This window comes from Streptomyces endophytica, from assembly GCF_026153355.1.
In the GTDB taxonomy this organism is placed as follows: domain Bacteria; phylum Actinomycetota; class Actinomycetes; order Streptomycetales; family Streptomycetaceae; genus Streptomyces; species Streptomyces endophytica.
Window position 1 is genome coordinate 2,051,677 of record NZ_CP110636.1, and the last position, 12,933, is coordinate 2,064,609.

A 12,933-nucleotide genomic window follows, 5' to 3' on the forward strand; every position below is an offset into this window, starting at 1 on the left:
TGGTCCGCCGGCCCGACTTCGCTACGGCGTGACCGCGAAGTTGTCCAGGATCGCCTCGGCCAGCTCCTGGTCGCCATCGATCTTGATCTGCTCGGCGACCGCAGCCGGGCGGACCCGGCCGCAGGCCAGCTGGTGGAAGGTGTCCCAGTCCAGGGCGAGCGTCACCGTCGGGCCGAGCGAGACGCTGCCGTCGATGGTGGCGTTGCCCTCGTTGTCGATCCGGACCGTACGCAGGAACTCCAGCGGACCGCTGACGTCGAAGACCACCACCGAACCGGCGGGCGCCTGGGCCCTCTTGGAGACGATGCCGGGCAGCACCCTGACCAGCAGATCACGGGTCACCTGCGCGCCGGGGGAGTCGAGATTGCCGGGCTTGCCGAGCGCCCGGCGCAGGTCCTGCTCATGCACCCAGACGTCGAACGCCCGCTGCTGGAGCACGAATTCCAGCGTCCGGTCCTCGTCGAGCGGGCTGCGCACCACCGCGTCGGGCTGGCGGGACTCGTTGCGCAGCTGCCGGGAACGGCGGATGACGGTGTATTCGAGTTCGCTGAGCATTTCCGGCGCGGTGTGGTGCCGGCGGACGTCGACCTGCACCTCCATGCGGCGCGCCGACTCACTGCGGACGTGGTAGAGGTCGCGCGGCAGCGTGTGGATCGGCCGCGGATCGCCCAGCATTTCGCATTCCAGGCCGATGATGTGGGAGACCACATCGCGAACTGACCATCCTGGCAGGCACGTCGCCCGGTTCCACTCGCCTTCGACGAGCGGCGTCACCAGCTCGGTTATCGCTTCTATGGAGTGCGTCCAGCATCGATGGAGGACTGAAGGCTGGGATGGACGGTCACGGGACCCCTCGGACGGTTCGTACGCGGGCTGCTGTCTGTGCAGTTAAGTTACCGCTGCGCACGGGCACCCCGGCAGTGCTTTCGGGGGACCATCGTAGGACGATGTCCCGCGACCGCAGCGGGTTCCGGCGCGGCGTTCCGGGCGCCCGCCGCTCAGCCCACGCCGCGCTCCCGCTCGGCCAGCCGGATCACACACACCGCGACGGCGATCAGCAGTGCCGGATCCGCGTCGTCCCGTACGACCTTGACCGCATACGTGTCGCGCACGGTCAGCCAGCGCCGCGAGATGTCGGCGAGGAGTTCGCCCTCGTACTCGACGGCGAACTCCCGGTCCAGGATCTTGCCGCTGACGTCCAGCACGGTGCCGTCCGCCAGCTCCACGCGGTAGTGGTTGCGCAGCAGCGAGAGCCGCTTGCGGCGGATGGTGGCCAGCGGCTCGTCGTCCCGCTCGATCGTCATCGTGTCGCGCAGGGCCAGCATCTTCTTCCGGATGGTGATCAGCACCCGGCCTTCGGTGTCCTTCAGCTCGAAGGTCTCCCGCAGCCGGAGCGCCTTGCCGTCCACGAGGAAGGCATGGCGGCCGTGCTCGTCGTCGATCCAGTAGTCGTCGCCGATGCCGAAGATCCGGTCGCGGACGAGGAAGGTGCCGGAGCGTGGCGGCTGCGCCGCGGGTGAGGGGTGCATGGCTGACCTGTTCCCCGACGCCCCTGCGGAATGCGCACGCACCTGAGTGACGTTGAATGTCCACATGGCTTCACGTGCGCGCGTCCGGGCCCCCGAGCTGATCGGCAAGGGCGGCTGGCTGAACACCGGCGACAAGGATCTGACCCTCTCCGACCTGCGAGGACGCATCGTCGTCCTGGATTTCTGGACGTTCTGCTGTGTGAACTGCCTGCACGTCCTGGACGAGCTGCGGGAGCTGGAGGAGAAGCACCGCGACACGGTCGTGATCATCGGTGTGCACTCCCCGAAGTTCGTGCACGAGGCCGAGCACCAGGCCGTCGTGGACGCCGTCGAGCGGTACGGCGTCGAGCACCCGGTCCTCGACGACCCCGAGCTCACCACGTGGAAGCAGTACGCGGTCCGGGCCTGGCCGACGCTGGTGGTGATCGACCCCGAGGGTACGTCGTCGCCCAGCACGCCGGCGAAGGCCATGCGCACGCCATCGCCACGCTCGTCGAGGAGCTGGCGGCGGAGCACGAGGCGAAGGGCACCCTGCGGCGCGGCGACGGCCCCTACGTACCGCCGGAGCCGGTCGCCACCGACCTGCGCTTCCCCGGCAAGGCGGTCCGGCTGCCCGGCGGCAGCTTCCTGGTCTCCGACACCACCCGCCACCAGCTCGTCGAGCTCGCCGCGGACGGCGAGCAGGTGCTGCGCCGGATCGGCAGCGGTGAGCGCGGTCTGACCCCGGACACCTTCAACGAACCGCAGGGCCTGGCCCTGCTGCCCGACGGCAAGGTCGCCGTCGCGGACACCGTCAACCACGCCCTGCGCGTCTTCGACCCCGTCGACGGCACGCTGGAGACGGTGGCCGGCACCGGCAAGCAGTGGTGGCAGGGCTCCCCGACGTCCGGACCGGCGCGCGAGGTGGCGCTCTCCTCGCCGTGGGACATCGCCTGGTGGCAGGACCGGCTGTGGATCGCGATGGCCGGTGTGCACCAGCTGTGGACGTACGACCCGGCCACCGGCACGGTCGAGGTGGCCGCCGGCACGACGAACGAGGGCCTGGTGGACGGCCCCGCCGCCGAGGCCTGGTTCGCCCAGCCGTCCGGGCTCGCGGCCGCCGGTGACCGGCTGTGGATCGCGGACTCGGAGACCAGCGCGGTCCGCTGGGTCGAGCCCGCGGAGGACGGATACGTCATCCGCACGGCCGTCGGCACCGGTCTCTTCGACTTCGGCCACCGCGACGGCGCCGCCGAACAGGCCCTGCTCCAGCACCCGCTGGGCGTCACCGCGCTGCCCGACGGCTCGGTCGCGATCGCGGACACCTACAACCACGCGCTGCGCCGCTACGACCCGGCGAGCGGTGAGGTGACGACGCTGGCGACGGACCTGCGCGAGCCGTCCGCCGCGGTGCTCGTCGACGACGACATCGTGGTCGTCGAGTCCGCGCGGCACCGGCTGACCCGGCTGCGGCTGCCCGAGGAGGCGGTCCGGGTGGAGGCGGTGGCGCACCGCACCCAGCGCGCGGCCACCGAGGTGGCGCCGGGCGCGCTCCGGCTCGATGTGGTCTTCCAGGCCCCGGCGGGTCAGAAGCTCGATACCCGCTACGGCCCGTCGACCCGGCTGCTGGTCAGCGCGACCCCGCCGGAGCTGCTCGCCGACGGCGCGGGCGCCGGCACCGATCTCAGCCGGAGCTGGTGCTCGCGGACGGCGTGACCGAGGGCGTGCTGCACGTCTCGGCGATGGCCGCGTCCTGCGACGACGCCCCGGACATCGAGTACCCCGCCTGCCACGTCCACCAGCAGGACTGGGGCGTTCCGGTGACCGTCACCGCGGACGGCGTGGCCCGGCTCGGCTGGTGCTGGCGGGGCTGGACGCCGCATAACCACCGGCGCCCGGGCCCGTTGACGGGGCCCGGGCCAAGCCGGTGCGGCCGCGGCGGTGTGGTGCCGGGTCAGTCCCCGACGCCGGCCATCACTTCGGCCCCGTGGACGCTGCGCGACCAGTTGGTGACCTTGCTCTGGCCGACGGAGATGTGCAGCCGCTTCTCCGCGAAGTTCAGGGTGACCGGCCCGCGGGTGGTGGAATCCGCGGAGGAACCCATGAAGTCGATGGTCACCGACTTCTGCTCGGTGCCCTTGCTGGCCGCCGTGTTGGTCGGGATGACCGCGTACGCGTAGCCCTTGGCGGGCACGTCGATCGTCGGGCCACCCAGGACACCGGGGTCGCCCGTCCTCAGCGGCAGCGGCGCCTTGGCGTTGTTGAAGCGCAGCTGCGGGCCGTTGTACAGCCGGCAGGTGTTGCCGGTGGTGTTCTTGAACTTCACCGTGACATGGCTCTTCGGGCCGGTCTGCTGGGAGAACGTGACCCGGTAGGTGCTGGGCCAGCAGCCCGTCACCCGGCGCGACGCCGCCCCGGCTCCCGCGCCCGCCGCGGCCGCACCACCGCCGATGATCTTGCGCTTCTTGCTCTTGGAGGACGAGGAGGAGGTCTTCTTCGACTTCTTCGAGGAGTGGCTGTTGCAGCCGGTCAGCGCCAGCGAACCGGCCAGCCCGAGGGCCAGCGCGGCGTACGCGGCGGAGCGGCGGCGGGAGCGGGGTGCGGTCATGGGTGGAGTCCCCCAGTGGGTCGCTACGGTCAGCGAGGTGTGTCTGTCATGGCACGGCCACGATATCGATCGCGGTTCGATCTTCCAGGGCGGGATCGCGGCGGCTCCGGCCGGAGCGTCATCGCCGCAGGTCAGCGATAGCGGCGGAGCCGCGGCCCGGAGGAGCAGGGTCAGGATCCCTCCGGACAGGTCGGCAATGTGGTGTTTTCGAGCTGTTCCGGGCGGATGCGGATCCCCGGCGCCCACATCCGCGCGCCGCCGTGATCGACCCGGAACCAGATGCTGCTGTGCCCGCCCATCTCGTCGGTGACCGTCACGCCGTCGGCGATCCGGCACACCGCGTGCAGCACGTCGCCGTGCCAGACGTGCGCCACGACGTTGGCGCGCCGGTAGACCTGGTAGGGGTCACGGGCCAGGCCGAGCGCACAGTTGTCGGTGCGGGGATGCTGGCAGGCACGTTCGACGTTGTTGACGGTGATCCGGGCGGACCCGGTGCCCTTCGCCGAGGTCTCCGATCCCTGCACTCCGCCGGTACCCGCGCTGTCGTGCGAGGAGCCGTCCGACGCCCGGTCCTGGCCGGTCAGCGCGGGAATGGCCACCGCGGCACCGGCCAGCACCGCGGCCGTCCCGAGCGCGGCGAGCACCAGCGGCAGCCGACGCGGTCCCCGCGCCTCCTGCTCCGTCCCCTGGTCCGCCGGCTCGTCCGTCCCGCCCGCTCCCCGTGCGGTCTCGGGGCCCGAGTCCGCTGCCTCCTGGGCCCGGTGCAGCAGATCGACGAGCGCGGGCAGCCGGTCCTCGCCGGTGAAGGAGAGCTTGCACCACTGGACCAGCAGCCGTTCATCGGGCAGCCCCTGGCCCCGCAGATAGCGCGAGAGGGACGAGCGGCTCGCCGGTAACAGGCCCTCCAACTCCTTGAGGCTGTAGCCGAGTTCGCCGTGCATACGGCGCAGGGCGGTGGCGAAGTCGCGGGCAGGACCGGAGAGTTCGTCGGGGAGAGGAGCCAGTGGCTTACGTCGGGGATGAGCGGCGTGGTTCTGATTGCCAGACACATCCCGCATTCCAGCACAGCGGCCATGCGCAGGCGAGGGGCACTTCCGCTCCCCTGTGACGGAAGTGCCCCTCGTTACGCGATCCGGATCGGACCCGGACCAGCTGGTGACGTTTCACGTGAAACGGACCGTGCGTCAGCGCCTCGCCTCCACCTCGCCGTTTCACGTGAAACAGCGGTGCGAGAGCGTACGGCGCGTCAGTCGCCGAACTTCACCGGACGGTACGGCGTGAACTCGGCGTCCCCGCCCGGCAGGCCGTAGGTCAACGTCCGGTGGTCGGTGCCGTGGCCGCCGCGCTGCTCATAGGCCGTGTACGAGGAGTGTGCGTCGTTGTTCCACTTCTCGAAGATCACCACATGCCGGTTGTTGTTGTCCCCGGACGCATCGATGAGCAGGTCACCGGGCTTGAGTTCGCCGAGCGAAATCGGCCGGGTGATACCGCGGTTGGTGGCCAGGCCCACGGTGTTGGTGCCCGGCGTCGGCAGCCCGAGCGCCATGGACGCATACCCCGAGCAGTCCTGGCGGTAGCCGTCCTTCCAGACCTTGGCCTGGCTGTACGGGACCTGGGCGCCATTGTTGGCGGTGAGCCAGGTGGCGGCCCGGTCCAGCACCTCCTGGCGGGAGCCGCCGGGCTGGGGCCGGCCGCCACCGCCGTGGACCGGTACGCCCGGCAGCCGGTCCTGCGGGATGTCCACCGCGACCACCGTGAGGAAGCCGGTGACCGGGCCCGTGAGGTGGGCCATGTACGTCGAGCAGGCGCTGCCCTCGCAGACCTGGTGTCCGGTGTCGACCTGGTAGTCGGCGGTGATCCGGTCCTGGCCCGCGGCGGCCCTGTTGACCATGCCGACGGCGGGGGAGTTGATGTCGGGGCCGGCGTGCACCACCCATCGCGTCCCCCAGGTGGGAAAGTCCGCGGCGGCCGCCGTCTGCCGGCCGGCGGCTGTGGCCTGCCGTATGTCCGCGCCCGCGGCCTGCCGTACGCCGTTGGCGGCCGCAGGGCCGGGCTCACTGCCGTGGGCCGACCCCGCGCCTCCCGCGACGCCGATTCCCGCGGCGACCACCGCGGGCAGCACCTTCCGCAGCACGGTCCGGCGACCGCTGTGCGTGTGCTCCTCCATACCGATTCCCCTCCGTGGACGGCCGGTTGGCCGGGATGGCCGGCGGCCGGTCGGTGAGCCGCCGGGTGGTCCCGCCGCGGCGACGGAGAACATCGTGGGACGAGGGCAGGGCGCCGGCCCGGGGCTCTGTGTTCCTTGGGACATCGCCGCCGCGTGCACGGCGTTGACCTGCGGAGACGCCCGTTGCATGGGACATCACGGGCCCCGGCGTGAGACATGTCGGGACAGTTGGCAGGGCGCCCGCTGGGGGATGCGGGCGCCCTGGTTCATGGGGAGTCGGCGGTGGCGCGGCGCCTCACCAGGCGGCGGCGTCGCCCGCGTCCGACTGCCAGTACGTCACCCACGCGCTGTCGTCGACGTACACCGCGCCGCCCGGCAGTGCCACCTTCGCCGAGCCGCCGACGCTGCCCTTGCCGTCACGGCCCGGCAGGCTGACGTACAGCGCGGTCCGCCTGCCGCCGTTGCGGCCGGATCCGTCCGCCGCGGAGGTCAGCACACCGGCGTAGCCCGACTCGCCGGGCGCGAGGGTGACCACCGCCTGCGGCCTGCTCTCCGGCAGGTCGGCGAGCGGCGACTGCACGTCGTCGAAGCGCAGTTTGGGAGCGAAGTAGAGGTCGCAGGTGGCGCCGGAGGTGTTGGTGGCCACCAGCAGCAGGTGGTTGACCGGCCGCCGCAGCGGCTTGGCGACGATCCGGATCGCCGCGGCGTCACAGGCGGAGTGCCGTACGTCCGGGGTGCGGCCGGGCCCGGCGGTCCCGCCGGCAGGACGGGCGTCGATGCCGCCGTCCGCGCCGGGTACGTCGCGCCGCGCGGAGGCCTGCTCCGCCGCACCGCCGTCGGGCCGGGCCCCGCTCCCCGTCTCGCCGGCCTCCTTCACCGGCAGCTTGCGGGGCGCACGGGACGCCGAGTCCTCGGCGCCCTGCGCCGCGGGGTGGAACGGCTTGGCCGCGCTGGTCTGGAGCGGATTGTCCTGCCCGCCGCAGGCGGTGAGGCCGAGGGCGGCCACCGCGGTCAGACCGGCGGCGGCGATCCGCAGCGTTCCCCGACGGGCGGGACGGGCGGTGCGAGGGCTGCTGGTGCGGTCCGGACGCTGCGGCATTGCGGTCTCCCCCGGTTCGGTCGGTCGATGCCCTCAGGTTGCCGCCCGCCGCTGCCGCGCCACTAACGCCCGCCTAACGTCCTTACCTGCCGACGTTTTTGATGCCGCACGTCCCTCCCTGCCGCTCCGCCGCTACGCGCCGCTCCCCCCGCCCTCGCCGCGCTCGTCCCGGGCGAACAGCTGGGTCAGCGTGCTGATCGTGTAGACATCGGTGGCCTCCTCGTCCACCAGGTGCATTTCGGCGAGCCGGTCCAGGCCGTCCTGGGTGCGCTCCGGGTCGTAGCCGGCCAGCGCCGCCGCCACCGCCGCGTTGAGGTGTCCGTCCGCGCTGGTCGCCAGCGCCGACAGCAGCCGGGCGTCGTCCGCGGAGAGCCGGGCGACGGACATCCGCAGCGCCGCCGCGATCCCGGTGTCCTCCGCCGACAGCAGCGCCAGCCGCCGCTGTTCGTCGCGCAGTGCGGCCGCGAGCCGGGCCAGCCGCCAGCGCGGCCGGGCGGTCAGCTGGGCGGCCGCGGCCCGCAGCGCCAGCGGCAGCCCGTCGCACAGGTCGACCAGTTCGCGCGCGGCGGCCGGGTCCTCGGCCACCCGCTCCGGCCCGAGCATGGCGCCGAGCAGCGCCGCGCCCTCCTCGTGGCCGAGCGCCTGGAGGCCCACCGGCCGGGCGCAGTCGGTGGCCACCAGACCGTCGAGCCGGCTGCGGCTGGTGACGACCGTGGCGCAGTGCGGACCGCCGGGCAGCAGCGGCCGTACCTGTGCCGAACTGCGGGCGTTGTCGAGGACGACCAGCAGCCGGCGCTCGGCGACCAGCGAACGGAACAGCGCGGAGGCGGCCTGCGCCGATCCGGGGATCTGCTCCTGGGGGGTGCCGAGCGCGAGCAGGAAGTCGCGCAGGATCTCGGCCGGCGCCGCCTCGGCGCCCTCGCCGAAACCGCGGAGGTCGGCGAAGAGCTGGCCGTCGGGGAAGGCGTCGGCGTGCAGATGCGCCCACTGCACGGCACAGGCGGTCTTGCCGACGCCGACCGGTCCGGCGACCACCGCGAGCGGACTCTCGCCCGTGGTGCGGTCCATCAAGGCGTCGGTCAGTGCGGCGAGTTGGTGCTCGCGGCCCAGGAAGCGGGCGGGTGGCCGGGGCAGCAGCCGCGGCGCGGCACCGGTCCGCTCGGCCCCGGCGCCCGTACCGCCCGATACGGGGCCGAAGCCCGGAGCGGCGGCAAGCCCCGCCTCGGGCCCCGGACCGTCGGGCTCCGGACCCGCCGTGCTCCCGTGCACGGGCGTCCGGCCTCCGCCCGGGGAAGGCGCCGTCTCCCGGCCCCCGCCCGTCGCCGGCTTCGTCGCGCCTCCGCGCCCGCTGCCCGCCGCCTCGGCACGCAGGATCTCCTCGTACGCGCTGCGCAGCCGCTCGCCGGGGTCGACGCCCAGTTCCTCGTTGAGCAGCCGGCGGGTGCGGTGGAACCACTCCAGGGCGTCGGACTGCCGCCCGGTGCGGAACAGCGCCCGCATCAGCCCGGCGATCAGTCCTTCCCGCAACGGGTGGTTGGCGGCCGCGGAGTAGAGGATCGCGACCGCCTGTTCGTGTTCGCCGAGCGCGCCGTGCGCCCGGCCCAGCGCCTCCACGGCCGCCAGCCGGCGCTCCTCCAGCGCATGCGCCGCGGCGGCGAACGGCGGGCTGGTGACCGTGCCGGTCAGCGCCGGTCCGCGCCACAGGCCCAGCGCCTCACGCAGCAGCGCCACCGCGTCGGCCGGCGCGGCCTCGGGACGGGCCAGTGTCACCAGTTCGCTGAACCGGTGGGCGTCGATCAGCTCCTCGGGCAGCCGCAGCAGATAGGCGGAGCCGTGCGTGGCCAGCTCGATGCCGTACGCATCGGCGCCGCCCTCGGCGAGCGTGGCGCGCAGTCGGGAGACGTGCCCCTGGACGACCGTGCGGGCATGCTCGGGCGGCTCGTCCTCCCACAGGGAGTCGATCAACTGCTCCAGCGGAACGGTGGTGTTGGGCTGCAGCAACAGCAGCGCCAGCACACTGCGCCGTTTCGCTGGGCCGAGCGGCAGCTCCTGGGAGCCGGCCGTCACGGCGATCGGGCCGAGCAGCGAGAAATCCAACTCAGCCCTCCAGGAAGGCCGTCAGGGCGTTCGCGAGCAGGTAGGGGTCCTCGGCGCCGCACAGTTCGCGGGCCGAGTGCATGGACAGGATCGCCACGCCGATGTCGACGGTCGCGATGCCGTGCCGGGCCGCGGTGATCGGCCCGATGGTGGTCCCGCACGGCATCGAGTTGTTGGAGACGAAGCTCTGCCAGGGTACGTCGGCGCGCTCGCAGGCCGCCGCGAAGACGGCCCGCCCGCTGCCGTCCGTGGCGTAGCGCTGGTTGACGTTCACCTTGAGGATCGGCCCGCCGTTGGGCATCGGCTGGTGCCCTGGCTCGTGCCGTTCGCTGTAGTTGGGGTGGACCGCGTGCCCGGTGTCGGACGACAGGCAGATGGTGCCGGCGAAGGCCCGCGCCCGGTCCTCGTACGAGCCGCCGCGGGCGAACACCGAGCGCTCCAGGACCGTGCCGAGCAGCGGTCCGTCGGCGCCGGTGTCGGACTGGCTGCCGTTCTCCTCGTGGTCGAAGGCGGCCAGCACCGGGATGCTGGTCAGCGCGGAGCCCCGGGCGGCGGCCGCGGTGAGCGCGGCCGTACCGGCGTGTACGGACAGCAGGTTGTCCATCCGCGGCCCGGCGACCAGTTCGCGGTCGCGGCCCAGATAGGCCGGCGGCTCGATGCTGTGCACCATCAGGTCCCAGCCCTTGATGTCCCCGGCCGGGACGCCGGTCTCCTCGGCGACGAAGGCGATCAGATCGCCCTCGGCCACCTCGCCCAGGCCCCAGATGGGCGTCATGTGCCGCTGTTTGTCGAGCTTGAGGCCGTCGGCGTTGACCGAGCGGTCGAGGTGCACGGCGAGCTGTGGCACCCGCAGCAGCGCCCGGTCGACGTGGACGAGCCGGTGGGTCCCGTCGGCGAGCGTCACCCGGCCGCTCAGCCCGAGGTCGCGGTCGAGCCAGGTGTTGAGGAGGGTGCCGCCGTAGATCTCCACGGCGACCTGCCGCCAGCCGCGGGCGCCGGTGTCCGGAATCGGTTTCACCCGCAGATTGGGAGAGTCGGTGTGAGCCCCGACAATTCGGTACGGAGTCGCCGCGTTCGCGCCCTCGGGGACGTACCAGGCGATGATCGCGCCGCCGCGCAGCACATACCGTCCGCCGCTCTCGCCGTCCCAGGCGTCGGTCTCCGCGACCTGCCGGAAACCCGCCTTTTCCAGCCGCTCCGCCGCATTGGCGACCGCGTGGTACGGCGACGGACTGGCGGCGAGGAAGGACATCAGGTCGTCGGTGTGGCCGCGATCGAAGCGGGCGGAGTTGGTCATGGATTCAGCATAAGGAGCCGGGCCCCGCATTCCCCGTGCGCGTGCGGAGTGACTCCGCTCCCTTCCGGCCACGATTTCTGCATTCCAGAAGGAGAACCCCACTGGAACGAACGATTCCGGTCTGGCGACCGGGTGGGGCGGGCCGGTACATGACGAAGCCCGCCTCCCCGGGGGAAGGGAGGCGGGTCACGTCAGTCTGGACGGCCTCTATGAGAGACCTCTAAGAATTCTGAGAAGAGGTCCTCAGGAAGGCCGCGCGCCCGGGCAGCGGACCCTGCTCCGGGACGCGGCCTGCCGCTCCCGGTCCGCTCCTTAGAACGCGGCCTCGTCGAGCTCCATCAGCGACTGGTCGACCGACTCGGCCAGGCCGCGCTCGACGGAGACGCCCGGCAGGATGTTGTGCGCGAAGAACTTCGCCGCGGCGATCTTGCCGGTGTAGAACGGCTTGTCCTTCGCCGAGGCGCCGGCCAGCTTCTCCGCGGCGACCGCCGCGCCCTTGAGGAGGAGGTAGCCGACGACGACGTCACCGGAGGCCATCAGCAGGCGGGTGGTGTTGAGCCCGACCTTGTAGATGGACTTGACGTCCTGCTCGGTCGCGGCGAGGTCGGTCAGCATGGCGCCGACGATCGCCTCCAGGTCGGCGGCGGCCTTGGCCAGCTCGCCGCGGGCCTGCGCCAGCTCCTCGCCACCGGTGTTGTCGGCGAGGAACTTCTTGATCTCCTCGGACAGCACGGTCAGCGCCTGGCCCTGGTCCCGGACGATCTTCCGGAAGAAGAAGTCCTGGCCCTGGATCGCGGTGGTGCCCTCGTAGAGGGTGTCGATCTTGGCGTCGCGGATGTACTGCTCGATCGGGTACTCCTGGAGGTACCCGGAGCCACCGAAGGTCTGCAGCGACTGCGCCAGCTGCTCGTAGGACTTCTCCGAGCCGTAGCCCTTGACGATCGGCAGCAGCAGGTCGTTGAGGCGGTTGGCGGCGCTGGCGTCCTCGCCCGCGGCCTCCTTGGCGATGATCTCGTCCTGGACCGTGGCGGTGTAGAGCACCAGGGCGCGCATGCCCTCGGCGTACGCCTTCTGCGTCATCAGCGAGCGGCGCACGTCGGGGTGGTGGGTGATGGTGACGCGCGGCGCGGCCTTGTCGGTGAAGGCCGCCAGGTCGGGACCCTGCACGCGCTCCTTGGCGTACTCCAGGGCGTTGAGGTAGCCGGTGGAGAGCGTGGCGATGGCCTTCGTGCCGACCATCATCCGGGCGAACTCGATGATCTTGAACATCTGGCGGATGCCGTCGTGCTTCTCGCCGAGCAGCCAGCCCTTGGCGGGGTGGTTGGCGCCGAACGTCATCTCGCAGGTGTTGGAGGCCTTCAGGCCCATCTTGTGCTCGACGTTCGTGGCGTAGACGCCGTTGCGCTCGCCCAGCTCGCCGGTCTCCCAGTCGAAGTCGTACTTCGGCACGATGAACAGCGACAGGCCCTTGGTGCCCGGGCCGTGGCCCTCGGGGCGGGCGAGGACGAAGTGCACGATGTTCTCGGACATGTCGTGCTCACCGGAGGTGATGAAGCGCTTGACGCCCTCGATGTGCCAGGAGCCGTCCTCCTGCTGGGTGGCCTTGGTGCGGCCGGCGCCGACGTCCGAACCGGCGTCCGGCTCGGTCAGCACCATCGTGGAGCCCCACTGCTTCTCGACCATCAGCTGGGCGATGCGGTGCTGCTCCTCGGTGCCCTCGTCGTGCAGGACGCCGGCGAAGGCGGGGCCGGAGGCGTACATCCAGACGGCCGGGTTGGCGCCCAGGATGGTCTCGGCGAAGCCCCACAGCAGGGAGCGCGGCGCGGTGGTGCCGCCGATCTCCTCCGGGATGCCCAGCCGCCACCACTCGGCGTCCATGTACGCCTGGTAGCTCTTCTTGAACGTGTCGGGGACCGGCGCGGTGTTGGTGTCCGGGTCGAAGACCGGGGGGTTGCGGTCCGTGTCGGCGAACGACTCGGCGAGCTCGTTCTCCGACAGTCGGGCTATCTCGGACAGCACGCTCTTGGCGGTGTCGACATCCATCTCCGCGAAGGGTCCGGTGCCGTACACGCTGTCACGGCCCAGCACCTCGAAGAGGTTGAACTCGATGTCGCGGAGATTCGACTTGTAGTGGCCCATGGGTACGGCTCCGTAAGG

8 protein-coding genes and 2 pseudogenes are annotated in these 12,933 nt (G+C 72.0%); 1 reads left to right on the top strand and 9 read right to left on the bottom strand.

The genetic code is table 11. The annotated features are described in order from the left end of the window. Positions 1-21: 21 nt before the first annotated feature. Positions 22-845 (bottom strand): annotated as a pseudogene (locus OJ254_RS09320) (maleylpyruvate isomerase family mycothiol-dependent enzyme). 153 nt (positions 846-998) lie between these two features. Continuing rightward, positions 999-1,529: an LURP-one-related/scramblase family protein gene (locus OJ254_RS09325; RefSeq protein ID WP_265361953.1), complete on the bottom strand. Its 531-nt coding sequence runs from the start codon at positions 1,527-1,529 to the stop codon at positions 999-1,001. 64 nt (positions 1,530-1,593) lie between these two features. On the opposite strand from OJ254_RS09325, the pseudogene OJ254_RS09330 reads away from it, so the two are divergent. Then, a pseudogene (locus tag OJ254_RS09330) lies at positions 1,594-3,393 on the top strand (NHL domain-containing thioredoxin family protein). Between the two features lie 69 nt (positions 3,394-3,462). Here OJ254_RS09330 and OJ254_RS09335 read toward each other — a convergent pair. The 7 genes from OJ254_RS09335 to OJ254_RS09365 all read right to left on the bottom strand — a co-directional run bounded on the left by OJ254_RS09335 (position 3,463) and on the right by OJ254_RS09365 (position 12,915). Continuing rightward, positions 3,463-4,116 (bottom strand): DUF4232 domain-containing protein, encoded by a 654-nt coding sequence (locus tag OJ254_RS09335; RefSeq protein ID WP_265361954.1) that lies wholly within the window; start codon positions 4,114-4,116, stop codon positions 3,463-3,465. A gap of 170 nt (positions 4,117-4,286) precedes the next feature. Beyond that, positions 4,287-5,174 (bottom strand): helix-turn-helix domain-containing protein, encoded by an 888-nt coding sequence (locus tag OJ254_RS09340; RefSeq protein WP_423835871.1) that lies wholly within the window; start codon positions 5,172-5,174, stop codon positions 4,287-4,289. Positions 5,175-5,362: 188 nt separating this feature from the next. Then, the gene (locus OJ254_RS09345; RefSeq protein ID WP_265361956.1) at positions 5,363-6,283 is read right to left on the bottom strand and encodes an NlpC/P60 family protein; all 921 of its coding nucleotides are present in this window, start codon (positions 6,281-6,283) and stop codon (positions 5,363-5,365) included. A gap of 295 nt (positions 6,284-6,578) precedes the next feature. Further along, positions 6,579-7,382 (bottom strand): DUF4232 domain-containing protein, encoded by an 804-nt coding sequence (locus tag OJ254_RS09350; RefSeq protein WP_265361957.1) that lies wholly within the window; start codon positions 7,380-7,382, stop codon positions 6,579-6,581. Positions 7,383-7,514: 132 nt separating this feature from the next. Further along, positions 7,515-9,479: an AfsR/SARP family transcriptional regulator gene (locus OJ254_RS09355; RefSeq protein WP_265361958.1), complete on the bottom strand. Its 1,965-nt coding sequence runs from the start codon at positions 9,477-9,479 to the stop codon at positions 7,515-7,517. A gap of 1 nt (position 9,480) precedes the next feature. Next, positions 9,481-10,776 (bottom strand): M18 family aminopeptidase, encoded by a 1,296-nt coding sequence (locus OJ254_RS09360; protein WP_265361959.1) that lies wholly within the window; start codon positions 10,774-10,776, stop codon positions 9,481-9,483. A 312-nt stretch (positions 10,777-11,088) separates the two neighbouring features. Further along, a complete protein-coding gene (locus tag OJ254_RS09365) occupies positions 11,089-12,915 on the bottom strand; it encodes an acyl-CoA dehydrogenase (protein ID WP_265361960.1) in 1,827 nt (608 codons plus the stop codon). Positions 12,916-12,933 lie beyond the last annotated feature (18 nt).

Excerpts from the sequence above, each read along its gene's own strand:
- OJ254_RS09325 (WP_265361953.1), bottom strand. The coding sequence starts at position 1,529 with ATGCACCCCTCACCCGCGGCGCAGCCGCCACGCTCCGGCACCTTCCTC.
- OJ254_RS09335 (WP_265361954.1), bottom strand. The coding sequence starts at position 4,116 with ATGACCGCACCCCGCTCCCGCCGCCGCTCCGCCGCGTACGCCGCGCTG.
- OJ254_RS09340 (WP_423835871.1), bottom strand. The coding sequence starts at position 5,174 with ATGCGGGATGTGTCTGGCAATCAGAACCACGCCGCTCATCCCCGACGT.
- OJ254_RS09345 (WP_265361956.1), bottom strand. The coding sequence starts at position 6,283 with ATGGAGGAGCACACGCACAGCGGTCGCCGGACCGTGCTGCGGAAGGTG.
- OJ254_RS09350 (WP_265361957.1), bottom strand. The coding sequence starts at position 7,382 with ATGCCGCAGCGTCCGGACCGCACCAGCAGCCCTCGCACCGCCCGTCCC.
- OJ254_RS09360 (WP_265361959.1), bottom strand. The coding sequence starts at position 10,776 with ATGACCAACTCCGCCCGCTTCGATCGCGGCCACACCGACGACCTGATG.
- OJ254_RS09365 (WP_265361960.1), bottom strand. The coding sequence starts at position 12,915 with ATGGGCCACTACAAGTCGAATCTCCGCGACATCGAGTTCAACCTCTTC.